Here is a 25,216-nt window from a genome sequence, read left to right as displayed (position 1 = left end):
GGCTGCTCACCTGACAGGCCCTCAGAAAATAAATTACTAATTAATCTTGACGTTCTGTTCCCCTCCGACCAGTCTGATCCCGCCGTAGACGAGAGCCCGGCCGTCAGGGGACCGGAGCTTCGTCCCGCGGACGCAGAGGAGTTCCCCATGATCACACCCGACCCGTCCCGGCGCCGGTTCCTCGCGGGGCTCGGCGCCCTCGGTACGGCCGCCCTGGCGTCCGGCTGCGTCACCTCGACGTCGTCGTCCGGCAAGGACGCGTCGTCGTCAGGTCCCGTCACCCTTCAGTCGAATCTCTCCGCCCCGCAGGCGAAGACCGCCATGGAGAAGCTGGTCGGCGCGTACGGAAAGACCGGCAAGGGCACGGCCTCGCTGAACACCGTGGCGGCCGAGACCTTCCGCACCCAGCTGCCGACCTACCTGACCTCGGCCAATCCGCCGGACGTCTACACCTGGTATCCCGGCTCGGTCGCGGACGCCTATGCCTCGAAGAACCTGCTGCTCGACCTGGGCGACGTCTGGCAGGACTCCCCCGACCTGGCGAAGTACTCCGGCGCGCTGAAGAAGCTGTGCACCTCCCGGGCCGGCAAGAAGGTCTTCGTGCCCTTCACCTACTACTGGTGGGGCATGTTCTACCGGAAGTCGAACTTCGCCAAGTGGGGCGTCGACGAGCCGAAGACCTGGGACGACTTCCTCCAGGTGTGCGACACGCTCAAGTCGAAGGGCGTGGCGCCGATCGGCAACGGCATGGGCGGCAACACCGCCTGGATCGGCTCGGGCTGGTTCGACTACCTGAACATCCGGATCAACGGCGCCGCCTACCACCGCGACCTGCTCGCCGGCCGCCACCGGTTCGACGACCCCGAGGTGCACAGGGTCTTCGACCGCTGGAAGGAGGCACTGCCGTACTTCGACCCGGACGGCACCGCGATCGCGTTCGAGGACGCCACCACCAAGCTGCTCCAGGGCAAGACCGGCATGATGCTGATCGGCACCTTCTTCGCCGACTCGGCGCCCAAGGACGCCCTGGACGACATCGACTTCTTCCGCTTCCCGGTCATCGACCCGAAGGTGCCGCTCGCCGAGGAGGCGCCCACCGACGGGTACTTCGCCAGCATCCACACCCACCGCGAGGACGGGGTGAAGAAGCTGCTGAGCTACCTCGCGACGCCGAAGGCCCAGGAGATCTACATCAAGAACTCCTCCGGAACGGTGCTGCCCGCCCATCCCGACGCCAAGGACAGCGGCACGGCGCTGGTGAAGAAGGGCCGGCAGCTCGTGGAGGGCGCCGCGGACGTCACCCAGTTCTTCAACCGGGACTCCAGCGACGCGATGCAGCCGTCCGCGGACAACGCCCTCACCAAGTTCTTCGCCAAGCCCCAGGAGATCGGCTCGATCCTCACCACCTGGCAGCGCGACGCCGAGAAGATCTGGGGGAAGTGACGTGGCCGTGCTCACCGCCGGCGAGGAGCGCTCCGGCAGCCGCGCGGCCCCGCGCGCCCGCCGGCGTGCCACCCGGGTCCCGCCGGTCGTCGTCGCCTTCGTACTGGTGCCGCTGCTGGCCGAGGCGTTCTGGGTGTTCTGGCCCGCCCTCCAGGGCTTCTACCTCGCGCTGACCTCCTGGGACGGCGTCTCGGCGCCGCACTTCGTGGGCCTCGGCAACTTCCGCGAGATGCTGCACGACGCCACCTTCCGCACCGCTCTGCTCAACACGGTGCTCTGGCTGGTGCTGTTCGGCGGGCTCTCCGCCGTGCTGGGCCTCGGTGCGGCACTGCTGCTCCAGCAGGAGCGCCGCGGGGTCGGCTTCTACCGCGCCGCGCTATTCCTGCCGGTGGTCTTCTCACTGGTGGCCACCGCCCTGGTGTGGCAGGCGCTGTACCAGCCGGACGGCATGATCAACCGGGTGCTGGGCGGCATCGGCCTGGGCAGCCTCAGGCACGCCTGGCTCGCCGACCAGGACACCGCCCTGTACGCGGTGATCGTGCCCGCGCTGTGGCGGCAGATCGGCTATGTGATGGTGCTCTACGTCGCGGGGCTCAAGGGCATCGACCCGGTGCTCTACGAGGCGGCGAAGGTCGACGGCGCCACCCGGTGGCAGCAGTTCCGCCATGTCACACTGCCCCAGCTGCGCAGTGTCAACGCGGTCGTGCTGTCGGTGATCATCATCGACTCGCTGCGCTCCTTCGACGTGGTGTGGTCCCTCACCCGCGGCGGCCCCTACCACTCCTCCGAGCTGCTGAGCACCTATATGTACTCCACGGCGTTCCAGTCGCTGCGCCTCGGCTACGGCTCGGCGCTCGCCGTCGTCATCTTCGTGCTGGCCTTCGGGGTCATCGCCTCGTACCTCGTCCGCGCCTTCAAGGAGGCCGACTGATGAACGCCCCGAGCAGGCGCAAGTGGGCCACCGCGGGCTTCCATGTGAGCGCGGGCGGCCTGTCGCTGCTGTGGCTGCTGCCGATCCTGCTGGTCCTGGTCACCAGCGTGCGGTCCTTCGACGACATCGCGGCGCACGGCCTGGGCGGCCTGCCGCACTCGTTCACGCTGGCCAACTTCGGGCAGGCGTGGTCGGACGGCGGCCAGCAGCGCGCGCTCATCAACAGCCTGCTGGTCACGGTGCCCTGCGTGCTCGTCACACTGGTGCTGGCCTCGATGGCCGCGTTCGCGCTCAGCCGCTATGCGCTGCCGCTGCGCCGCACCCTGCTGCTGGTGATGCTGGGCGGCAACCTGCTGCCGCCGCAGATCCTGCTGATCCCGGTGAACAAGCTGACCGAGCTGACCGGCCTGTACGACTCGCTCACCGCGCTGGTGCTGGTCCAGATCGGCTTCGGCGTCGGGTTCTACGTCTTCGTCCTGCACGGCTTCATGCGGGCGATCCCGGCCGAGATCCAGCAGGCCGCCGTGATCGACGGCGCCTCGCCGGTGCAGATCTTCTGGCGGATCATCCTGCCGCTCACCCGGCCCGCGCTGGCAGCGCTCTCCGCGCTGTCGTTCACCTGGGTCTTCAACGACCTGCTGTGGGCGATCACGGTGCTCCGCTCGGACGCCAAGATGCCCATCACCGCGGCGCTCATCGGGCTCCAGGGCCAGTATGTGTCGATGTGGAACGTGATCGCCGCGGGCTCCGTGATCGCCGCCGCCCCCACCGTGGCCGTCTTCCTCCGCTTCCAGCGGCACTTCGTGGCGGGCCTCAACCTGGGAGCCGTGAAGTGACCGCCACCGCAGCCGAACCGGGGGTCGGCACGGCCGGGCAGGGCGTCCGCCGCTGGACCCTGACCACCGGCACCACCTCGTACACCGTCGTACTTCCGGGGCACGGCCGCTGGGCGGAGCTCGCCTCCTGGGGTCCGCGGGGCGTGGAGGAGGGCCCCGACCCGCTGGACTGGTCGCGGCGCACCCACTTCCTCACCCCCGCCGACGCCGCCCCGGCCGAGTACATCCCGCAGGGCCTGCGCCCCTTCACCGGGGCCGACCTGGTGGCTCAGGTCCCGGGGCGGGAGCGGGGCGTGTGGTGGGACTTCGACGGTGCCCGGTTCACCGCGGCCCGTGCGGACCGGCCCGGGACGCTGCGCCTGGCGTTCGCCGACGCGGTGCTCGGCCTGCGGGCCGAGCTGTGCTATGAGACGGTGCCGGGTACCGATGTGCTCCTGCGCTGGACGGAGCTCACCTGCACCGGCGAGGAGGAACTGCGGCTGACGCAGCTCGACTCCGGGGCCGTGAACGTGCCCCTCACCGGCAGCGCACGGCTCACCTGCCTGTCCGGGCAGTGGTCGCAGGAGTTCCAGCTCACCCCGGTCGAGCTGCCCCGCGGCCGCTTCGAGATCGGCTCCACGCAGGGCGCGCCGGGTCACGCCTACGCGCCCTGGCTCGCCGTGCAGGACACCGCGCACGCCGGCCACGACAGGGGGGACACCTACGGCGTCGCCCTGGCCTGGCCCGGCAACTGGCACATCACGGCCGACGCGGAGCCCGGTGGCATGGTGCGGGTGCGGGCGGGCCGGGTGCCGCACGAGGGCAGCGTGCCGCTCGCCCCCGGGCAGACGCTGTGCACGCCACGGCTGGCGTGCGCGTTCAGCCCGGACGGCCTGGACGGCCTGGCACGGGTGTGGCACCGCTACGAACGCACCCTCGCCGGCGAGCGGCTGCACCGGCCCCGTCCCGTGCTGTACAACTCGTGGGAGGCGACCGGGTTCGACGTGGACGCGGCAAGCCAGCTCGAACTGGCCCGCGCCGCCGCCGCCTTGGGAGCGGAGCTCTTCGTGGTGGACGACGGCTGGTTCACCGGCCGCGACGACGACACCGGCGGCCTCGGCGACTGGCACCCCGAGCCCGCGTCGTTCCCCGGCGGCTTCGGAGCCTTCGTCGCCGAGGTGCGCGCGCTCGGGCTGGGCTTCGGCCTGTGGGTGGAGCCGGAGGCCGTCAGCCCCGCCTCCCGGCTGTATGCCGAGCACCCCGAGTGGGTGTACCGGATCGAGGGCCGCGAGGCCACGCTGGTCCGCAACCAGCTGCTGCTCGACCTCGGCCGCGCGGACGTCCAGGAGTTCGTGCTCGGCACGCTGGACAGGCTGCTCGGCACGTACGACATCGGCTACCTCAAGTGGGACATGAACCGCCCGCCGACCGAGCGGGGCCGCCCCGGCGCGGGCCCGGCCGACCGTCTCGACCTGGACGCCGCGCACGTCGCCGGCTACCTGCGGGTGCTGGACCACCTGCGCGCCGCTCACCCCGGCGTGACGGTGGAGGGCTGTGCGGGCGGCGGCGGACGGATCGAGCACGCCACCGTGGCCCGCACGGACGTGGTGTGGCCGAGCGACAACACCGCGCCGCTGGACCGGCTCGCCATCCAGTACGGCTTCCTGCACGCGCACGCCCCGCACGTGATGAGCTCCTGGGTCACCGACGCGCCCGGCGTCTTCGACCCACGGCCCCGCTCGCTCGCGTTCCGGTTCGTCACCGCCATGGCGGGCGTCCTCGGCATCGGCGCCGACATCCGGACCTGGGCACCGGCGCAGCGCGCCGAGGCCGCCGCGTGGGTGGCCCGCTACAAGGAGGTGCGGGACGTCCTGCACCACGGCGAGGTGCACCTGCTGGGCTCCCCCGCCGACCCGACGTGCGCGGTGCAGTACGAGGAGGCCGGCGGCGGGCGCGTGGTGGTCACCGCCTGGAGCACCGGGCGGCTGGACGGCGCGCCGCTGGTGCCGGGACGCGCGGCACGGCTGCGGCTGCGCGGGCTCGACCCGGCCGCCCGGTACACCGACCGGGCCACCGGCACCGCCTACAGCGGGACCCACCTGCTGCACGCGGGCCTGCCGTTCGCCTGGAGCGCGGAGTACGACGCCGAACTCGTCGTGCTCGAACGGACGGAGGACGGCCGCCGCCACCAGCGGACATAACTTCGTAAATAAAATGGCCGGGGGCGGGCGAGGGCGGTCGCCGCCCCCGGCCGCACGCGTCGACCGCGCGGCGCGCCCCGCACCGCCGCCGCGCGCGGCATCCCGTACCGCGTACCGCGCACCTCACACCGCATGCCCGCACGGCCTACCCCCGAGGAGTGGAACCGCACCATGAACCATCCCCCACAGCGGCCCGGCGCCCGCTTCACCGACCGCGTCGCCGTGGTCACCGGAGCGGCCTCGGGCATCGGCGCGGCCACCGCGCGGCGGCTCGCGGAGGAGGGTGCCGCGGTGGTCCTCACGGATGTGGCCGCCGACCGCGGCGAGCAGGTGGCGCAGGACGTCCGCGGGCACGGCGGGCGGGCGCTGTTCGTGCGCGCCGACGCCGCGGACGCCGCCGACTGGGAACGGGTCGTCGCCGCGGCGCACACCTTCGGGCCCGTGGGAGTGCTGGTCAGCAACGCCTTCACGGTCGAGGTGCGGCCGGCACACGAGATGACGCTGGCCTCCTGGGAGCGGCAGCTCTCCGTCAACCTCACCGGGGCCTTCCTCGGCTTCAAGGCGGCCCTGCCCGACCTCGCCGAGGAGAGCGGCGCGGTGGTGCTCACCTCGTCCGTGCACGCCCACATGGGCCTGCCGGGGCGTCCCGCGTACGCCGCGTCGAAGGGCGCGCTGCTGTCGCTGAGCGGGCAGCTCGCCGTCGAGTACGGGCCGCGGGTGCGGGTCAACACGGTGCTGCCGGGCCCGATCCTGACCGCCGCCTGGGACGGCATCGGGGAGGCGGACCGGGAGCTCAGCGGTGCCGCCACCGCACTGGGCCGGCTGGGGCGTGCCGAGGAGGCGGCCGCCGCCATCGCCTTCCTCGCCTCCCCCGACGCCTCGTACATCACCGGTGCGAGCCTGCTCGTGGACGGCGGCTGGAGCGTCGCCAAGGACTCGTCCTGAACACCGCAGGCCCCCGTCAGGAGAGCCGCACACCTCATCAGGAGAAAGGCAGGAACAGACATGTCGCCTTACGCGCGCCGCGGGGTGCACGGCCAGACCGTGGAGACCCTTGCGCGCCGGGTGCTCAGCGGTGAGTTCCCGGAGGGAGCGACGCTGGACCTGGTGGCGCTCCAGAGGGAGCTGGACGTCAGCCTCACCGCGCTCCGCGAGTCCCTGAAGGTGCTGGCGGCCAAGGGCATGGTGGACGCCCGGCAGAAGCGCGGCACCTTCGTGCGGGCCCGCTCCGACTGGAACCTCCTCGACGCCGATGTGCTGCGCTGGCGGTTCGCCGAGAGCGACGCCTCGGAGCTGGACGGCGGACTGCTGCGCAACCTGGACGAGGTGCGCGGCATCGTCGAGCCCGCCGCGGCCCGGCTGGCCGCCGAGCGCCGCACCGGCGAAGACCTGGCGGCGCTCCAGGAGGCACTCGCGGCGATGGGCGAGGAGGGCGGCACCCCGCACCACGCCGTCGAGTCCGACCTCGCCTTCCACCGCGCCCTGCTCGCCGCCACCCACAACGAACTGCTGGAGCGCATGGAGATGGTGATCGAGTCCGGTCTGGCGCACCGCGACCGGCTGGTGCACAGCACCGGTCGCGCCGGCGACCCGGTGCCCAGCCACCGTGCGGTGCTGGACGCGGTGCGCGCCTCGGACGCGCAGGGCGCCGAGCACGCCATGCGGGCGCTGCTCGCGCAGGCGCTGCGCGACGTGGACCGGGTCAGGGACGCGGTCGAGAGCCCGGCCGGTGAGGAGCGATGAGGATCGACCGGATCGAGACGTTCCTGGTCCCGCCGCGCTGGCTGTTCTGCCGGGTGGAGACCGACGACGGCGTGGTCGGCTGGGGCGAACCGGTCGTCGAGGGCCGCGCGGAGGTGGTGCGCGCCGCGGTGGACGTGCTCGCCGAGCAGCTGCTCGGCCGGGACCCGCTGCGCATCCAGGACCACTGGCAGGTACTCAGCAAGGGCGGCTTCTACCGCGGCGGCCCGGTCCTGTCCAGCGCCGTCGCGGGGCTCGACCAGGCGCTGTGGGACATCGCGGGCCAGGTGTACGGGGCGCCGGTGCACGCGCTGCTGGGCGGCCCGGTGCGGGACACCGTGCGGGTGTACGCGTGGATCGGCGGCGACGAGCCGGGCGAGCTGCGCGAGCAGGCGGCCGAGCAGGTCGCGGCGGGCTTCACCGCCGTCAAGATGAACGCCGCGGGGCGCACCTCGCCGCTGACCACGCCGGCGGAGACCGCCGGCGTCGTCGAGCGGGTCGCCGCGGTGCGCGAGGTGCTCGGGCCGCACCGGGACGTCGCCGTGGACTTCCACGGCCGCTTCACACCCGCGAGCGCCCGGCGGGTGCTCGCCGAGCTGGCGCCGCTGCACCCGCTGTTCGCGGAGGAGCCGCTGCTGCCCGACCAGGGCCATCTGCTGCCCTCGCTGGTGGCGGCCAGCCCGGTGCCGATCGCCACGGGTGAACGGCTCTACGGCCGCGGCGAGTTCCTGCCGGCGCTCACCGCGGGCATCGCCGTGGCCCAGCCGGACCTGTCGCACGCGGGCGGCATATCCGAGGTGCACAGGATCGCCGCACTGGCGGAGACGTTCGGCGCGCAGCTCGCCCCGCACTGCCCGCTCGGCCCCATCGCGCTCGCCGCCAGCCTGCAGGTCGGCTTCGCCACGCCCAACTTCCTCATCCAGGAGCAGAGCCGCGGCATCCACTACAACAAGGACGCCGACCTGCTGTCGTACGTCGTCGACACCGAGCCGTTCCGCTTCGAGGCCGGCCTCGCCCGGCGCACCGCCCTGCCGGGCCTCGGCATCACCGTGGACGAGGGGGCCGTGCGGGCCGCGGACCGGCGGGGCCACGCCTGGCGCAACCCGGTGTGGCGGCACCCCGACGGCTCCTTCGCCGAATGGTGAGCGGCCCAGTGGGGCACGGGCCCGCGGTGAGCGGACCCGCCCCGGACGAGGAACTGCGCATCGTGACCGACCCGGCGCACGGCGGCCGGTGGACCTCGCTCACCGCGGGCGGCCGCGAGTGGCTCTGGCGGCGCCCCGAGCCGCGCCGGGCCCTGGTCGCACCGGGTGACGCGTTCGCCGACGCGGGCGGCCTGGAGGAGTGCGTGCCGACGGTCCGCGGGACACCCGACCACGGAGACGCCTGGTCGCGCCCCTGGGTGCGGGACGGTGACGCGGAGACGGTCGCCTGGCCCGGCTTCCGGCTCACCCGCCGGATCCGCACCGAGGGCGCCAGGGCGGTGGTCGACTACCGGCTGCGGGCCGAGCCCGGCCGCCGGTTCCTGTGGGCCGCGCACGCCCTGCTCCAGCTCTCGGATCAGGCCCGCCTTGTCGCGCCCGAAGGGACGCCGGTGCGGCTCCACCCGGAAGCGGCACCGCTGCTCGCCGAGGACTGGCCGACCGGGGCGCCCTGGATGACCGGTGCCTGGCCGGCACCGTGCGGGCTGCGCCTGGACCGGTTCGGGCCCGACGACGGCACCGCGGTCGGCGCGGTGCTGCTGACACCGGCGGCCGAGGTGCACGACGGCCCCGATGTGCTGCGGCTCGCCCTGCACGCGCCGGACCAGCCGGCCGGGGTCGCGCTCTGGCGCAACCTCGGCGGCTTCCCCGCGGAAGCCCCGTACCGGAGCTGCGGCGTGGAACCGATGCTCGGCCGCTGCTTCGCGCTGGACGACGCCCGGGAGGGCGACGCCGCCGTGGTGCCCGCCTCCGGCGAGGCGCACTGGCGGCTGACGCTCACCGCGCTGCGCGCCACCGCCCCCGCCCGGCCTCCGGGCCCCACCCCGCACCGGCCGCCCGCCGCCCCCGCCCCTTCCGGCCCGCCCGGCCCCGCTTCCTCCCGCCCGCCCGGCCCCGCTTCCTCCCGCCCGCCCGGCCCCGCTTCCTCCCGCCCGCCCGGCCCCGCTTCCTCCCGCCCTGCCGACCCAGGCTCCTCCCGCCCTGCCCGCCCTGCGTCCTCCCGCGCTCCCGGCGCCGCCGCTCCCCCGCCTCCCCCCACAGGAAGGAACCCCACCCCATGACCGAGCAGAGCACGCTGCGACCGCTGTGGGCCGACCGGCTGGAACTCGGCGAGGGCATCCGCCAGGTGGCCGGCCGGATCGTGCTCACCGACATCCTCACCGGCCGGCTGCTCGGCGCCCCTGCGGACCCGGCAGGCGCCCTCGAGGTGCTGGCCGAGCTGCCGGTGCCGCTGGGCGCGGTGGCGCCGGTCGCCGGGCGGGACGGCCACTGGATCGCCGCGGCGGGCACCGGTGTGGCCCTGCTCGGCCCGGACGGCGGCACCGAATGGCTGGCGCGGCCCGCCGACGGCGCCCCGGTGCGCTGCCGGATGAACGACGGCACGGCCGACCCGCGGGGCCGCTTCTGGGCGGGCAGCATGGCCTACGACGCGGTGCCGGACGCCGGGGCGCTGTACCGGGTGGACCCGGACGGTGCCGTGCACCGGGTGCTGGACGGCATCACCGTGCCGAACGGACCGGCGTTCACCGCGGACGGCACGGCCCTGTACCTCGCTGACAGCGCGCGGGGGCTGATCCGCCGGCACGCCGTCGACCCGGCCTCCGGCGAGCTGGGCGAGGCGGTGGTCTTCGCGAGGCTCGACGAGGGCAGCCCGGACGGCATGGCGGTCGACGCGGCGGGCGGGCTGTGGTGCGCGATCTGGGGCGCGGGCGCGGTGCACCACTACCTCCCGGACGGCTCGCTGGACCGGGTGCTGACGCTGCCCGCCGCCCAGCCCGCCGGGGTGTGCCTCGGTGGGCCCGACGGCCGGTCCCTGTACGTCACCACGGCCCGCATCGGCCTCACGTCCCCGGGGCCGCTGGACGGCGCGGTCTTCACAACCCGGGTCGGCACGCCCGGGCTGCCGGTGGCCGAGTACCGTCCCACCACCTGATACGGCGTCACCTCACGTGCCCCGGCGGACACACCGCGTCTTCACCTTCTGAAGGCTCCGTGTTTCCGGAAGGTCAAGGCCCGGTCATTGGTGCATACCTATTGACGAGACATGTTCAACTCCCGAAGCATGTGGCCGAGACCCCGGCCGCGACCTTCCGGCCGGGCCGCACGTGCGGGTGTGCGCGGCGCCTGGCCTCCTCTGGGATCCGGTGCGCCGGGCGGGCCCGCCCGCGTACCAGGAAGGCATCCCCCCACGATGAGAAACCGCAGACACCGCACCCCGCAAGGCATCCGGCACAGACGTGGTGCGCTCTGGACGGCGGCGCTCGCCTCCCTCGCCGCGGCCGGCCTCCGCCCCACACCGGCCGACGCCGACCCGACGGCGGGTGAGGCGCTCCAGGAGGGAGCACTTCACCTACGACCTGCCGGCCGGCCCTCGGCCACCTTCACCTGGGGCGGGCCTGCCTGGACCGCCGGCCACGCCTCGGGCGGCACTCCGGCGGGCCACGGCGCCCTCGCCGCGGTCGCCGCCCCATCCCCCCACAACAAGAGGTGAGCACCTTGAGCACTGCACGACACCGCATGTCACACCGCGGCCGGTGGATCGCCCTGGCGGCCGCCGTGGCCGCCACCGCGACCGGCACCACCGTCGCCGCCTGGGCCGGCACCGGGGACGCACCCGCCGTCAAGGCGGCACCGGCGGCCGTGGCCCCCTACCTCTACAACGGCTGGGGCAACCCGCCCGACCCGGCCGAGGTCATGGACGCCACCGGCGTCAGCTGGTTCACCATGGCCTTCGTCCTGGACGCCGGCGACTGCGACCCCCAGTGGGACGGCAGCCGCCCGCTCGCCGGCGGCCAGGACGAGAAGACCATCGACGCGGTGCGCGCCAAGGGCGGCGACGTGGTGCCGTCCTTCGGCGGCGCGAGCGGCAACAAGCTGGAGCAGTCCTGCGCCGACGCCGACGCGCTCGCGGGCGCGTACCAGAAGGTCATCGACGCCTACGGCCTGAAGGCCATCGACATCGACATCGAGGGCGACGCCTACAACGACCCGAACGTCCAGCAGAAGACGATCGACGCGCTGAAGAAGGTGAAGGCCGACAACGACGGTCTGATCACCTATGTCACCTTCCCCAGCGACCAGAGCGGCCCGGACGCCGGCATGATCGACAAGGCCGCCGACTCGGGCCTGGAGGTGGACGGCTGGACCATCATGCCGTTCGACTTCGGGGGCTCGGGACAGGACATGGCGCAGCTTACCATCCAGGCCACCGACGGCCTCGAGAACGCCGTCAAGAACGCCTACGGCTACAGCGACGAGGAGGCCTACGCGCACAGCGGCCTGTCGTCGATGAACGGCATCACGGACGTCCAGGAGAAGGTCACCACCGACAACTTCCAGACGATCCTGGACTACGCCCGGCAGCACCACCTGGCGCGCCTGTCGTTCTGGTCCGTCAACCGGGACCGCCCCTGCCCCGGCGACTACCCGAACGACGACACCTGTTCCGGCGTCGACCAGGACCCGTGGCAGTTCACCAAGATCTTCGCTGGCTACACCGGCTGAGAGGGCGCCGCAATGTTCCCACGTGTGCAGGGCGACCACAGAAGAGGCCGCAGGGTGGCCCGGCTGGCCGCGGCGTTCGCCGTGCTGGTCGGGGCGGGTGCCGCCGCGCTGACCATGCCGAGCGCCGACGCGGCGGAGGGCGATCCCGACCTCGGTCCGAACGTCGCGATCTTCGACCCGGCCATGTCGAAGGACGAGATCCAGGGCGAGCTGGACGGCGTCTTCAAGCAGCAGGAGACCAACCAGTTCGGCCAGGAGCGGCAGGCGCTGCTGTTCAAGCCGGGCTCCTACGACGTCGACGCCGACGTCGGCTTCTACACCCAGGTCGCCGGCCTCGGCCTCTCACCGGACGACACCACCATCAACGGCGCGGTGCACGCCGAGGCCGACTGGTTCGACGGCAACGCCACGCAGAACTTCTGGCGCGACGCCGAGAACCTGGCGGTCAACCCGACCGGCGGCGCCGACCGCTGGGCCGTCTCCCAGGCGGCGCCCTACCGCCGTATGCACCTCAAGGGCGACCTCCAGCTCGACGACGGCGGCTGGTCCAGCGGTGGCCTGCTGGCCGACAGCAAGATCGACGGAACGGTGAACTCGGGCTCCCAGCAGCAGTGGCTGTCCAGGAACACCGAGTGGGGCGGCTGGACGGGATCCAACTGGAACATGGTCTTCGTGGGCGCCGAGAACGCCCCCGCGGGCGACTTCCCTAAGCCGCCGTACACCCGGGTCGACCAGACCCCGGTCTCCCGCGAGAAGCCGTTCCTGTACGTCGACGACTCGGGCGCCTGGAAGGTGTTCGTGCCCGGGGTGCGCACCGACTCCTCCGGCACGTCCTGGTCGCAGGGCACACCCGAGGGCACCTCCATCCCACTGGACGACTTCTACATCGCCAAGCCGGGGGCGACGGCCGCCGACATGAACGCGGCGCTGGACGCGGGCAAGCACCTGCTCATCACGCCGGGCGTCTACCACCTCGACCAGACGCTGCACATCACCAAGCCGGACACCGTGGTGCTGGGCCTCGGCCTCGCCACGCTGATTCCGGACGGCGGCATCACGGCGGTGTCCGTGGCCGACGTCGACGGTGTGCAGCTCGCCGGACTGCTGATCGACGCGGGCACCACCAACTCCGACGAGCTGATGCAGGTCGGCCCTCAGGGCTCGGGCGCCGACCACTCCGCGGACCCGACCGCGCTGCACGACGTTTTCTTCCGGGTCGGCGGCGCCGGCGTCGGCAAGGCGACCACCAGCCTCACCGTGAACAGCTCGAACGTGATCGGCGACCACCTGTGGATCTGGCGCGCCGACCACGGCGAGGGCGTGGGCTGGGACTCCAACACGGCCGACCGGGGCCTGGTGGTGGGCGGCGCCGACGTCACCATGTACGGCCTGTTCGTGGAGCACTACCAGAAGTACCAGGTGACGTGGAACGGCGAGAGAGGCAGAACGTACTTCTTCCAGAACGAGATGCCGTACGACCCGCCGGACCAGGGCGCCTGGATGAACGGTGACACCAAGGGCTACGCGGCCTACAAGGTCGCCGACTCGGTGCAGCACCATGAGGCGTACGGCCTGGGCAGCTACTGCTTCTTCAACGTGAACAACTCGGTCGTCGCCGACCGTGCCTTCGAGGCGCCGGACGCCCCGGGGGTGACGTTCCACGACCTGGTCGCCGTCTCGCTGGGCGGCGGCGCGGGGAGCATCACCCATGTCATCAATGACACCGGGGGGCCCGCCGACAAATCGAGCACGGTGGCGAACGTGGTCAGCTATCCCTGATCCCGGGGTGGTCGGCGGTCGCTGACCCGGCGCACCGTACGGTATGCGTACCCGAGGGGGTGCGGGCATGGGCCCGCACCCCCTGCGGCTGCCCGGCACGAGGATGCGCCGGGCGAATAGCGGTGGCCGTTCGGCCGGCATTCCACCATGCACAGGAATCGGAAAGTGGAAGAAAAGCAGCCTGACATGACAGCAGGTCACAGGCGCTTTTTCCGGGCACCTTTTCATTTCCCGGGGTCTTGTCACGGGCAGTCCCGGGCCGTATTTTCGCAGCACACCCGGAGGAGGAGAGCGGAGCTGCCGCCGCCTGACGTTCCCCCACCTCTCCGGGCCGGTCCTCATGACGCCGATTTCCCATCCGGGATTCTCTTCGGCGCATGCCCGGCAGAAGCAATGGAGGAATTCTCCCGTGAGCATCAAACGCCGTACTCTACTGGCCTCCGCCCTGGCGGCGTCCGCGGGTGTCGCCGGCGCCGTGGCCGCCGAGCAGGCGGGCGCCGCCCCCACGCCCCGCACCGGCTCGCCCACCGCGAGTCCGGCCGGCGACGTGGTCGGCAAGATCACCGTCGGCTACCAGGGCTGGTTCGCCTGCGGCGGCGACGGCGCCCCGATCAACGGCTGGTGGCACTGGAGCAAGGCTACACTCTTGCAACATGGCCAAACCACAGATTGACCTACTGCTACGAAAATCCAAGGTGGTCCGAGAGGGGGAAGAAGCGCTCTCCCTGCGACGCGCCAGGCGTACACCTGCGAAGAGCTGACCTCCGCCATCCGTGACGAGGGCAGCCGGCTCGCTTCCGTCGCCCACATCAGCGTCAGAGCGGTTCGGATAGAGGCGCAGGAACGTTTCTCCGGCTGGACCGTGGCAGCCGGTGAGTGGGCCGTGAAGGAGCCTGCGGTGGCGCCACATCTGGTCACCTGGGTCGACTGCGAAACCGGACCGAGCCGACTGAACTAGCGACGCACAGAACGGGGAGGCAAGATCCCTTGCCGCAGCCACGGGGCCGCGTGGCTGTGTCCGTCTCCCCTAGCTCTGCACTGTGTCTACAGCTCTGAGGGCATCCCTGCTGGTGTCCACCAACCATTCGGGGGCAAGCCGCCGCAAGGATCGTAGAGCCGCGTTCACACGGTCCCTTACCATTCCCGACGACACTTGAGCCAGCATCGGAACCATATCTGTGAGCGCAGTCTCAGCACTGCGCCACTCTTGAGCCTGAGCTAGCGCGTCTAGCTCTGCCGCGCGATAGGAAAGACCGGCGCGTACGCGACTGCCATCAGTTCCCTTGATTGCCCGGCGGAAATACTGTGCTGCTTCCCCCGGTTGCTCCAGGTCTAGCAACATCTCACCCTTGTGGCCTGCCAGCTCTGCCGGAGTAATCCACCATGTCCACACCGGATCTCGGTCTGAAATGGAATCCTCCAGGCCACCTAGGGCCCTGGCCATCTCCTGCCAACTGCGCGTGCGTTCACCGGCCATTGCCAACGCTCTGGCTCGCCGTACACGGGCCATGACTGCTACCCGGCCCGGGACACGCCCGGATAGCTCAAGGGACGCCTCAGCCAGCCGGACGGCTTCACCGGGCTTGTTCTGCGCCACAGCCACCATGGCGAGCAAGTCACTGGAGAACCATTGCATCCCCAAATCTTTGCCGTGACGTGCCAAGATCAGTGACTCATTCAGCGCGTGCCGCGCATCGTCGTACCGACCGGCACTGTAGCAGAGCCACCCGGCCACTTCCGCCATCTCCGCCACAGCCGATACCTGTTTGGGGTCCGGGTCAACAATCTGATCTAGCTTGCACTGCTCGCTCTTCCAGAGCTGCAACCCTGCTGCGGCGACGTTGTCTCCTCCGAAACGGGAATCAAACGCCAAGAGCGCGTCAAACTGTGCTCGATACCCGGTGTCCCTGTCTTGCTCTCTGATGGGCGACAGAAGCTCATCCATCCTAGACAGGAACTCCTTGGATGGAACTTGCTTCCCGGCCAGCACGCGCGACAGGTACGAAGCATTGGTGTAGCCCATTCGCCTTGAAGCCTCGGTCAGCGTCAGCCCCCGCTGACTAAGAGCCTCCCGTACTCCGTATGCATCGAACCTCGCCATAGGCCCATCGTACCCAGGTCACGTAGTCAACGAGTAGTCAACGGTAGTCAACGTTGGTCAACGGATTGGTACGCCAGTCTAGGTCCCCCACCGCACGACAACGGCCCCGGACGTGGTGAGACGTCCGAGGCCTGATGCCTTCTGGGAGGCACCGTGAGTGAACCTAGCAGTGCTGCGTCAGGGAACGCATCTCCCGGCGCACGAAAGCCCCGTGTGGGCCTGCCTGTGGTCATGCAGGGCCTTGGCCGGAGCTACTTCGCAACTCTGCCCGGCGGAGGACTTCTGATCTCCAGTCCTGGCGCTGACTCGATGCTTCAGGAGTTGGCGCGCGAACCGTACGACGAGCACCGCGACAGCCTGCATGCGCTGATCCGCACGGCTGGCGAAGTTCTGGACCGTCCGACGGCCACGCGCGAGGAGATCCGCACCGTGACCTGTCGTCTGCTGGACGTACTGATGGATGTGGCAGTGAAGCTGTGAGGGAGAAGCCGTCCGCGTGCGACTGGCTGGACGGGATGAAGTTGGACCTACAGCGCATCATCGAATTGGCGAACAGTGGTCTGCGCACGTCCGAACAAATCGCTGAGGCGATGTTGGTCACTTCGCAACTTCGGTACAAGTGCACGGCACTGCGTACGGTCTTTGTCCAAGAGGACGCATCGCGCCAGCGCATCAGGAACGCACGGAAGAGCGCAATTCAGGCGCGCGCCAGGGGGAGCCATGTTCAGTGAGCCTCCAAAGCCTGTCGCCTGGTGCCGAACCTGCCAGGAACTCATGTCCTGGTGGCGAGAGGCGACCCACGGCACCAAGAGAACGTACGACCCGGGCGGAGCGCGTGACTACGCAGCCAGGATCCGCAACCACAACAACGGCCACTAGCCCTACGTGGTACTGCGGCACGTGCATCGGCAAGAGAGTCATTTGGTGTCCGGATTGCTGGGGATTCGGCGGGGCGCCGAAAGATTCCGACCAGTGCAACGGCACAGGCACCCTGCCCTGTCCAGCATGTGCCGGCGGTACGTGGTGGCCAATGGTCTGGTGGTAGAGACTCCCACCCCTACCCGGAAGACGGTATCCATCCCGTTCCGCGAACACCCGGGTAGGGGTGGGGCACGACTACCGGAACGCTCCGGTAGGTCTCAATTGATGCAGCAGCCTCGCTGTGGTTGGCAGACCGTACGCAGCGAGGAAAACGACGGAAAGGAGCCTTATACGAGCGAACGCTGTCACATGACTCTTCCCTGTCCCTGGCCGCTGGTTGCATATCTAGCGGCTGGGGACAGCGTCGACAGTAAGACCCCTGCCCCGGCGGCCGGCTGTACGCAGTCACCGGGACAGAGGCATCGTGAGGTCGCAAGATCCCGTGTGGCTGTCCTCTTTGGACGGACGGCAGCCGCACGGGCCCGCAACTCCTACACGAGAAGGGTAAGTCACGATGACCACACCCACACAGGTTCCATCGCGGCGTGCTTTGAGCACGTCTGCGCGGAGCCTTCTCTCCGAAGAAGGATTCCGACGCGTCGTCCACCTGGTCATGCGGGACAACGACGGCGTTGAGGAGGAGCTGGCGCGCCGGATCGTGGACGAAGCTCTCAAGTTCGTGGCCACGGCCGCCCGCAACCGAACTCGGGGCAGGATCCTCCGCCCGAGCGCGACGGTAGACATGGGTTGGCACGCGCTGATCCTGCACACGGAGCTGTACGCCGATCTGTGTGAGTCTCTGGGACGCTTCATCCACCATCGGCCGGAAGGGCCGGACACACTCCGCCGGGACGACGCCACGTGCGAGCGGACCATGGACGCCATCCGGGAGGCTGGCTACGACCCGGACGCGTATCTCTGGAGTGCCATCGCGGACACGCAGACTCCGGGGGCCAACTGCGGGCACACGGACTGCCACGACGGCGGATCCTCCTGCACGCCTCCGGAACCCGACCCGCCCACCACTGCGTAACAAACTGGCAAAGCGGCCTATATGCCGCCGTAGTGGCCCCTGATACTGGGGCTCAGTACGCCAGGGAGGCGCCATGACATCCGAGCCCGCGTGGGAAGATCCACGGCTCACAAATGTGATTACGTACTTCTCCGCTACCGTGCGGCAGGCAACTCGCCGCAGAGACACACAGCGGTGCCGGAAGGCCAGATCCGGGCACGTAGTCATGGTCAACACGGAGACCGGAGAGCCGTACAAGGTCCCGTGCATGGCGTGCAACCCTGGCAACGACTGACCCGCAGTACCCGGCCCCGTCTGTCTGCCGCCATCCCGCGGCAGGTGGGCGGGGTCGCTTGCATGCCCAGGTATGACGAGAGGCCCTGCCTTCACCTGCGGGCTTTTCTGTTGCCCGCCCGTACGGGCAGCGTGCACGTGCTCTAATCGGATGACCCGCGAGGGCTCTTTACTCATCGGGTGTTGCGTTGCTCTGGAGCAAGGACATGTCCCGGGCTCCTTCGCCGTCCAACTCCGGCATCACCTCCTGGCCGGACATCAGCGAGTACGCGAAGGTCTATCCGACCGACTACGGCAACCTGAACAGTGGCAGGCCGGCCGCGCTGTTCTCCTCCTGGGACGACCAGACGGTGGACACCCACTTCCGCTGGATGCGGGAGAACAACTGCGACACCGCGGCGCTGCAGCGCTTCAACCCGTTCAGCCCGGAGGGGCCCACGCGGGACGCGATGGCGCAGAAGGTGCGTACGGCCGCGGAGAAGCACGGCCGGAAGTTCTACATCATGTACGACGTCACCGGCTGGACCGACATGCAGTCGCAGATCAAGGACGACTGGACGTCGAAGATGCGGGCGCACACCGCCTCCAGCGCCTACGCCAGGCAGAACGGCGAGCCGGTGGTGTGCGTCTGGGGCTTCGGGTTCAACGACTCAGGGCGGCCCTTCACACCGGACCAGTGCCTGGACGTGGTCAACTGGTTCAAGGGCCAGGGTGTCTACCTGATCGGCGGTGTGCCCACCCACTGGCGCACCGGCACGGAGGACTCCCGGCCCGGGTTCACGGACGTGTACCACGGCTTCCACATGATCTCGCCGTGGATGGTCGGCAGGATCTCGGACACGGGCGGGGCCGACCGGTTCCTGCGGGACGTCAACACCCCCGACAAGGCGGACTGCGACGCGCACGGCATCGACTACCAGCCGTGTGTGATCCCCGGTGACCTGCAGTCGGGCCACCGGGCGCACGGCGAGCTGATGTGGCGGCAGTTCTACAACATGGTGGGGCTGAAGGTGGCCGGCATCTACATCTCGATGTTCGACGAGTACAACGAGAGCAACCAGATCGCGAAGACCGCGGCGACGGCCGCGGATGTGCCGGCCGGGTCCGGCTACCGGGCGCTCGACGAGGACGGCACGGCCTGCTCGTCGGACTACTATCTGCGGCTCACCGCGGATGGCGGCCGGATGCTGAAGGGCGAGATCCCGCTCACGGCGACTCGGCCGACGGCGCCGACGCTGTAGGCGGACACCGCTTTGGGCCTCCCGCCGGCGGAGGTCGTTCGCGCAGTTCCCCGCGCCCCTGTTCATGGCCCTTCGCGCCCCGGCAGGGGCGCGGGGAACCACGCGACCAGCCACAACGAAAGCCGCACAAGGCCACCGGCCCGGAGGGGCACCTCGCGCCGTACCGGACCTTCCGGCGGTCGCCGGTCGCGCGTCGCGGTTCCCCGCGGCCCCATCGGCGCGCAGCACCGCTGAAGGGCGCGGGGGCTGCGGGACCGTCCGCCGCGATCGGGAGCCCCCCGCGGGGCTCAGGTGTGGGCTCGTCCCCGCAGGCGTGGGGTGAACGTCGCGTGGAAGATGGTCGATGCCGCGCCGACCGCGGCCGCCTCCGCGCCGAGTACGGAACGCTCCACCTCCACCCGCCGCAGCCGCCGCGCGGTGGGGAACTCGTTGACGGTGCGGCCGATCTCGTCGAGGTAGAACTCGGCCACGTCCTCGGTGAAGAACGGTCCGCCGAGCACGATCAGGTCGATGTCCAGCAGGTCGACCAGGCCGAGCGCGCCGCGCCCCACCGCCCCCGCGACCTCCCGCAGCGCGGCCACCGCTGCCGGGTCGCCGACGGCGGCCGCCCGGCCCACGGCCCGGTAGGCGGCCGTGCTGCCGAGCGCCGCGTCCGGTGTGCGCAGCCCGGCGGACGCGGCGAGTCCGGTGACGGAGACCGGTGGATTGCACTCCGGCAGGATCTCGGGCCGGCCGGCCGCGTCCACCCGGCCCAGTGCCAGCGCGCACAGCTGCCCGAACTCCCCGGCGTTGGCGCTCACCCCGCGGTACAGGTCGCCGTTGAGGTAGAGCCCGGAGCCGACACCGGTACCGAGGTAGAGGTAGGCGAAGTCACGCGCCCGGCGGTCCCGGCCGATCCACCGCTCCCCCGCGGCCGCCGCCAGCGAGTCCTTCTCGATGATGACGGGGCACGGGAAGTGGTCCTTCAGGAGGTACAGCAGCGGCAGGTCGTCCCAGGCGGACAGCAGCGGCGGGGCGAGCACGGTGCCGGAGGCGATGTCCACGGGCCCCGGCACGGCCACACCGATGCCGAGGAAACCGTCCTCGCGGACCGTGCCGCGCGCCTTCTCCAGCGCCTCCCTGGCGAGGGCCACCGCCTGCCCGACGAACTCGCCGGGCTCGATACCGGCGCCCACCGGCCGGGTGCACGTGCAGATCAGGGAGCCGTCCAGGTCGATGACGACGGCCGTGAGCACCTCCGGGTCGATGTGCAGGCCGAGCGCGTGGGCCGCGCTGCCGCACAGCCGCACCGGGGTGCGGGGCTTGCCGGAGGTGGCGCGGCGCTGTGCGTCCGCCACGAGGATGCCCCGGTCCAGCAGCGAACGGGCGATCCTGGAGACGGACTGCTGGGTGAGCCCGGTGCGGTGCGCGATCTCGCCGCGGGTGATGCTGCCGGACAGCCGTACCGTCTCGATCACCACGCACTCGTTGAACGAGCCCAGGTCGATCTGGTTGACGCCGCTGAAGGACCCCTGGGGCCCGGCGTCCTGCCCGTCGCGGGCCGCCCGCAGGTGCTCGGCGACGTTCTCCCGCAGCCAGCACACCGGCGCGTACGGGCCCCCGGTGCGCACCGCGCCGTGCCGCTCCAGAGCACTGATCAGGTCGAGGTAGACCCGCCGGGAGGACTCGGGGTGGCTGGTGCTGTCCAGGGCGATCATGGCGTGCAGGAAGCCGCGCCAGGTGGAGCGGGCGGGCAGCTGGTGGAACGTCACCCGGCCCGCGGGACCGGAGGCGAGCGGGCGCGGGGCGAGCGGGTCGGCGGGCCCGGGCGGTGCAGCGGCGGGCCCGGACGGTGCAGCGGCGGGCCCGGACGGTTCCGCGGCGCACGCGTGCCGGGCCGCGGCGGACGCGGGCCGTGTCGCCTCCGCCTCCTGGCGCGGGCGGTCGCCGGGGTCCTGCGCGGTGTCCCAGAGGGTCACGGCGTGCAGGGCGATGTCGGGGTGGTGCTCGGCGGCCGCGGCCAGGTACCGGGTGAGCTCCGGCGCCCCGGCGGCCCCGGTGGCGGTGCGGGGCACGGCGGCGCCACGCACCGCGTCGAGGGCGCGGTCGAGACCGGCGAGCACGTCCTCGCCGATCACGGAGGCGGCCGGGCCGGGCCCGGGTGACCCGGGCCGGGTCCCGGTGAGCAGCACGGCCCGCTCCTGGTCGGCGTAGAGGCCCATCACCCAGACGTCGGCGCCGGGCAGCGGCGGCCTGGTCGGGACGTGGGGCGTGGGCGACTGGTCGGGGGCGAGCCGCCAGCGGCGCCGGATCGCGGCCACCGTCGCGTGCGAGAGGCCTACCTCGCGGGCGATGGCCCGGCTGGCCCCGCCGCCGCCGGGCGCGAGGAGGGTCCGGGTGACGACCTCGGCCTCGTCGACGGTCACGGGGCGCCCGGTGCGCGGCCGCTGCCGCAGCCCGGCGAGGCCCGCGCGCTGCCAGCGGTGCCGCCAGGTGCCGACGGTCTGCCGGGACACCCCGAGGCGGCGCGATATCTCGGCGTCCCGCAGCCCCTGGGCGGCGAGCAGGACGACCCGTGCCCGGGTGGTCATGGGGCCGTCCTGTTCCGCCCAGCGGCGGAGCTGGGCATGGGTCTCGGGCGGCAGGCCGCCGCCCGGCTGGGCGTCAGGCACCGTGCTCCTCCGGCAGGTCGGACGGGGCTGGGCCGCGCACCAGGCGCAGGGTGAGGACCTGGAACGGCCGCAGGGTGAGCCGCACCCCGCCGCCCTTGAGCGGGTGCTCGGCGCGCCGCTCCTCCAGCAGGTCGGTCTCGTGGCACGGGTGGCGGCGCAGCCGACGCCGAGCCGGACGGCGGCCCGGCCGCCGCGCGACTCGTAGAGGCGGACGACGACGTCGCCGCTGCGGTCGTCGGCGAGCTTGACCGTCTCGACGACGTCGGGGTTGTCGACGGTGACCAGCGGGGGCCCCGGCGGTTCGGCGGGGCCGGGGCGCAGCGGGTGGCACAGGGCGTAGCCGGCGTCGCGGGCGTCGCCGACGTCCGCGGCGGGCACCAGGGCGTGCCGGAAGAACTGGGGGCCGCGGTCGGCGTGCGGGTCGGGGCTGCCGGGGCCGCGCAGCAGCGCGGTGCGCAGCACGGTGGTGGTGCCGCCGTCCGCGCGGGTGTGCCGGCCGACGCCGTGGCCGTGCACGGTGTCGGTGGCGAGGGCCACGCCCCAGCCGTGTTCGCCGACGTGGATCCAGCGGTGCGCGACCGCCTCGTCCGGGGCCGGGTCCCCGTCGGCGTCGCTGTGCGTGGGGCGGGTGACGTGGCCGAACTGCACACCGGCGCGGCTGTGTTCGGCGTGCACGTCCAGCGGCCAGGCGCAGGTGAGGACGGTGTCCCGCTCGCGCCAGTCGACCTCGGTGCCCACGCTCAGGGCGCGGCTGCCCGCGGTGAGGGTGAGGTCCTGCACGACGGTGGACCGCCCGGTGCCGCGCCTCACCCGCACCGCCGCGAGCAGCGGGCCGTGGGCGCGGACGGTGACGTGGTCCGCCCGGTCCAGGTCGCGGCCGGTGCCGGTGCGGAGGTCCAGGTCGCGGGTGCCGGCGCGGCCGGGGCCCGCGCGGTGCAGCCGGAGGAGGTTGCCCGTGGCGCCGGGGGCGATGGCGTCGCGTCCGGTGGCGAGGTCGAGCAGGGAGCGCACCAGGCCGTCGGGGCCGATGTGCACCCGTATCAGGGCGTTGTCGAGCAGGTGGCCGCCGTCGGCGGTGGGGCGCACCGCGACGGGGGCGGTGTCCCCGAGGGGGATGCCGGCGGGGCCCGTGCCGAGCGCGGGCGCCTCGGCGAGGACGGCGACACGCCCGTCGGGCAGGAGCTGCGCGGTGTCCGGGACGGGCCCGGGGGCGCGGTCCAGCACGACGACCTCGCGGCGCGGGATGGGGGCGGGGTTGAGCACGGTGCCGCCGTCCGGCTCGCCCACGGCGCGCCTGACGAGCCGTTCGAGCCTGCGTTGCGCCAGGCGGTGCGCGGCCTCCGCGTCGGCGTGCGCCCAGGCGATGCCGGCGCCGGAGAGGATGTCGTCGCTCTGCTGGAGGAGCACCTGTTTCCAGAGCGCGTCGAGTTCGTCATAGGGGTAGCGGACGCCGGTGCGCACCGCGGCGGTGGCGGACCACAGCTCCGCCTCGTGCAGCAGGGCCTCGCTGAGCCGGTTGGCGCGCTTGGTGCGCGCCTGGCCGGTGTAGCCGCCGCGGTGCGGTGCCAGGTCGAGCGCGCCGCGCCGGACGGGGGCGTCGGGGTGTTCGTCCCGGGCGGCGCGGAAGAACGCCGCCGGATGCTGCATCGTCACCCGCGGGGCGCCGTCCAGGTCGGCGAGGCGGCGGGCGCGCTCCAGCAGGGCGCGGTCGGACCCGATGCCGGGGCGGCCGGCGGGCAGCAGGGAGCGGGTGACGGGGCGCCGGCCGGCGAGGGCGGCGAAGGCCGCGGCGGTGCCGGCGCCGGTGCCGGTACCGATCCCCGTGCCGGCGCCTGTGCTGGTCCAGGTGTCGGCGCTGGTCCAGGTGTCCGTGCCCTCGCCGGTCCAGGTGCCGGTACCCGTCCGGGTGCCGGTGAGCGCGCCGCCCTCCGGTGTGCCGGCTGCGAGGTAGGTGAAGAGGGTGGTCCCGTCGATGCCCTCCCAGCGGAAGGTGTGGTGCGGCGGGGCGTGCACACGGCCCGGCGCCGGGCGGCGGGACAGCAGCCAGTGGGCGCCGGCGAGGCGGGCGAGCTGCGGCAGGGCCGGGGAGGCGCCCATGGCCTCGGGCAGCCAGACGCCGTCGCTGTCGGTCCCCAGCTCGTCGCGGAGGAACCGGCGGCCGTGCACGAACTGCCGCACCAGCGACTCGCCCCCGGCCAGCTCGGTGTCGGCCGCCACCCACATACCGCCCACGGGCACCCAGGTGCCGTCCGCGACGGCCTTGCGGATGCGCTCGAAGACATGCGGCTGGTGCTCCTTCATCCAGGCGTGCCGCTGGGCCCCGGGGGCCGCCACGACCAGCTCCGGGTACTCCTCGGTGAGGGCGGCCAGGGTGCTGAGGGCGCAGGCCGTGGCGCGGACGGCCTCGTGCACCGGGCGCAGCGCCCGGCCGGCGGGCGCATGGCCGACCACGGCGAGGGTGGGTGCCGAGTCGTGGGCGCGGCGGGCCAGGGCGGGCGCGAGCAGCGCGTGTGCCGCCGCGGCGGTGCGGGCGACGGCGGCCGGGTCGACGGCGTCCACCGCGCTCTGCAGGGCGTGGCACAGCTCCTCCCGGCGGGGTTGGCCGGGGGGCAGGGCACGCAGCAGATCGAGCAGTGTCTCCATGTCGTGCAGCAGCCGCCACACGTCCTCGTCGCGTACCACGAGGTCGGCGGCGCGCAGCCGGTACAGCGGATCCTCCCCCGCGGTCACCGGGTTGCCGTACCCGAGGCCCGTGCCGGCGCCGGGGTCGATGGGCGGGTCGGCCGCGGCCTCGATCAGCAGCCGCACCTGCTCCCCGCCCCGGGCCCGGAGCCGGACCGGCACGGGGCCGGCTCCGGGATGCAGGCCCTGCAGGGGCGTGCCGTGCGCGTCGTGCACGAGACCGGCCGGTCCGCCGGGGCCGGCGGGCGCGCCTCCGAGGTCGACCAGGGCGTCCACGCGGCGGCCCGCCCAGCGCTCGGGCACGGTGGCCAGGACGCGGAACCAGGTGGTGGACCAGGGCCTGCCCCATGGGTCGCCGACCGCGAAGGGGGTGTACACGGCGCGCAGGGCGATGCCGACGGGGACCGGCTCCCCGGGGATGTGCCAGGCGCTGACGTCCATGGGCGTCCGCTGCGGATGGAGCGCGGGCCGCAGCCGTTCGGCGAGGAATGCGGTGACGCGTTCCTCGCCGGACCCTCTCCGGTCATGCATCGGAAAGCCCTCCCTGTCCAGCCGGTCACGGACATGTAAAACCAAGTGTGTTATCAAGTCAACGCCCTCGGCGCTCTCCTTCTTCTTGCTGGTTGCCAGCGGCATCCGATGAATCGTCACCCGAATTGAAGACCGCACTCTGCCGAATTCGTAAACTAATCGGGGTGA

The 25,216-nt window shown here is 72.2% G+C and carries 17 protein-coding genes and 1 pseudogene; 16 read left to right on the top strand and 2 right to left on the bottom strand.

From position 1 onward, the window contains the following. Positions 1-147 precede the first annotated feature (147 nt). The 13 genes from ACSMXW_RS35810 (at position 148) to ACSMXW_RS35750 (ending at position 14,288) form a co-directional block, all read left to right on the top strand. Entirely contained in the window at positions 148-1,443 is a 1,296-nt protein-coding gene (locus tag ACSMXW_RS35810; RefSeq protein WP_485802595.1) for an ABC transporter substrate-binding protein, read from the top strand. Position 1,444: 1 nt separating this feature from the next. Beyond that, a complete protein-coding gene (locus tag ACSMXW_RS35805; protein WP_485802593.1) occupies positions 1,445-2,374 on the top strand; it encodes a carbohydrate ABC transporter permease in 930 nt (309 codons plus the stop codon). Beyond that, entirely contained in the window at positions 2,374-3,210 is an 837-nt protein-coding gene (locus tag ACSMXW_RS35800; RefSeq protein ID WP_485802592.1) for a carbohydrate ABC transporter permease, read from the top strand. Before ACSMXW_RS35805 ends, ACSMXW_RS35800 begins: the two co-directional genes overlap by 1 nt. Continuing rightward, positions 3,207-5,390 carry an alpha-galactosidase gene (locus tag ACSMXW_RS35795; RefSeq protein ID WP_485802591.1) on the top strand — a complete coding sequence of 728 codons (2,184 nt, stop codon included), beginning with the start codon at positions 3,207-3,209 and terminating at the stop codon, positions 5,388-5,390. Before ACSMXW_RS35800 ends, ACSMXW_RS35795 begins: the two co-directional genes overlap by 4 nt. Positions 5,391-5,561: 171 nt before the next feature. Next, positions 5,562-6,335 (top strand): SDR family NAD(P)-dependent oxidoreductase, encoded by a 774-nt coding sequence (locus ACSMXW_RS35790; protein ID WP_485802589.1) that lies wholly within the window; start codon positions 5,562-5,564, stop codon positions 6,333-6,335. A gap of 60 nt (positions 6,336-6,395) precedes the next feature. Then, on the top strand, positions 6,396-7,133 hold the full coding sequence (locus ACSMXW_RS35785) for a FadR/GntR family transcriptional regulator (RefSeq protein ID WP_485802587.1): 738 nt from the start codon (positions 6,396-6,398) through the stop codon (positions 7,131-7,133). Next, positions 7,130-8,275 (top strand): galactonate dehydratase, encoded by a 1,146-nt coding sequence (dgoD, locus tag ACSMXW_RS35780; protein ID WP_485802585.1) that lies wholly within the window; start codon positions 7,130-7,132, stop codon positions 8,273-8,275. Before ACSMXW_RS35785 ends, dgoD begins: the two co-directional genes overlap by 4 nt. Positions 8,276-8,301: 26 nt before the next feature. Then, on the top strand, positions 8,302-9,393 hold the full coding sequence (locus ACSMXW_RS35775; RefSeq protein WP_485802584.1) for a hypothetical protein: 1,092 nt from the start codon (positions 8,302-8,304) through the stop codon (positions 9,391-9,393). Next, a complete protein-coding gene (locus tag ACSMXW_RS35770; protein WP_485802582.1) occupies positions 9,390-10,265 on the top strand; it encodes an SMP-30/gluconolactonase/LRE family protein in 876 nt (291 codons plus the stop codon). The genes ACSMXW_RS35775 and ACSMXW_RS35770 overlap by 4 nt, the downstream gene beginning before the upstream one ends. Before the next feature lie 258 nt (positions 10,266-10,523). After that, positions 10,524-10,823, top strand: a complete 300-nt coding sequence (locus ACSMXW_RS35765; RefSeq protein ID WP_485802581.1) for a hypothetical protein — start codon at positions 10,524-10,526, stop codon at positions 10,821-10,823. A 5-nt stretch (positions 10,824-10,828) separates the two neighbouring features. Further along, positions 10,829-11,836 carry a chitinase gene (locus ACSMXW_RS35760; RefSeq protein ID WP_485802579.1) on the top strand — a complete coding sequence of 336 codons (1,008 nt, stop codon included), beginning with the start codon at positions 10,829-10,831 and terminating at the stop codon, positions 11,834-11,836. 12 nt (positions 11,837-11,848) lie between these two features. Then, positions 11,849-13,615 carry a coagulation factor 5/8 type domain-containing protein gene (locus tag ACSMXW_RS35755; protein WP_485802578.1) on the top strand — a complete coding sequence of 589 codons (1,767 nt, stop codon included), beginning with the start codon at positions 11,849-11,851 and terminating at the stop codon, positions 13,613-13,615. Positions 13,616-14,024: 409 nt separating this feature from the next. Continuing rightward, a complete protein-coding gene (locus ACSMXW_RS35750) occupies positions 14,025-14,288 on the top strand; it encodes a hypothetical protein (RefSeq protein ID WP_485802577.1) in 264 nt (87 codons plus the stop codon). 354 nt (positions 14,289-14,642) lie between these two features. Here ACSMXW_RS35750 and ACSMXW_RS35745 read toward each other — a convergent pair whose 3' ends face one another. Continuing rightward, entirely contained in the window at positions 14,643-15,716 is a 1,074-nt protein-coding gene (locus tag ACSMXW_RS35745; protein WP_485802575.1) for a helix-turn-helix domain-containing protein, read from the bottom strand. Positions 15,717-16,025: 309 nt separating this feature from the next. On the opposite strand from ACSMXW_RS35745, the gene ACSMXW_RS35740 reads away from it, so the two are divergent. The 3 genes and pseudogenes from ACSMXW_RS35740 to ACSMXW_RS35730 all read left to right on the top strand — a co-directional run. Further along, positions 16,026-16,196, top strand: a complete 171-nt coding sequence (locus tag ACSMXW_RS35740) for a hypothetical protein (RefSeq protein ID WP_485802574.1) — start codon at positions 16,026-16,028, stop codon at positions 16,194-16,196. Between the two features lie 1,054 nt (positions 16,197-17,250). Then, a complete protein-coding gene (locus ACSMXW_RS35735; protein ID WP_485802572.1) occupies positions 17,251-17,670 on the top strand; it encodes a glycine-rich domain-containing protein in 420 nt (139 codons plus the stop codon). 467 nt (positions 17,671-18,137) lie between these two features. Next, positions 18,138-19,184: pseudogene (locus tag ACSMXW_RS35730) on the top strand (glycoside hydrolase family 99 protein); the annotation flags it as partial. A gap of 287 nt (positions 19,185-19,471) precedes the next feature. Here the strand turns inward: ACSMXW_RS35730 and ACSMXW_RS35725 are convergent. Then, on the bottom strand, positions 19,472-25,048 hold the full coding sequence (locus ACSMXW_RS35725) for an ROK family protein (RefSeq protein WP_485802570.1): 5,577 nt from the start codon (positions 25,046-25,048) through the stop codon (positions 19,472-19,474). Positions 25,049-25,216 lie beyond the last annotated feature (168 nt).

It is taken from the genome of Streptomyces sp. DSM 116793 (genome assembly GCF_057320905.1).
Note: the sequence above shows the minus strand (reverse complement) of the source record. Positions and strands in the feature narration are given on the sequence as shown.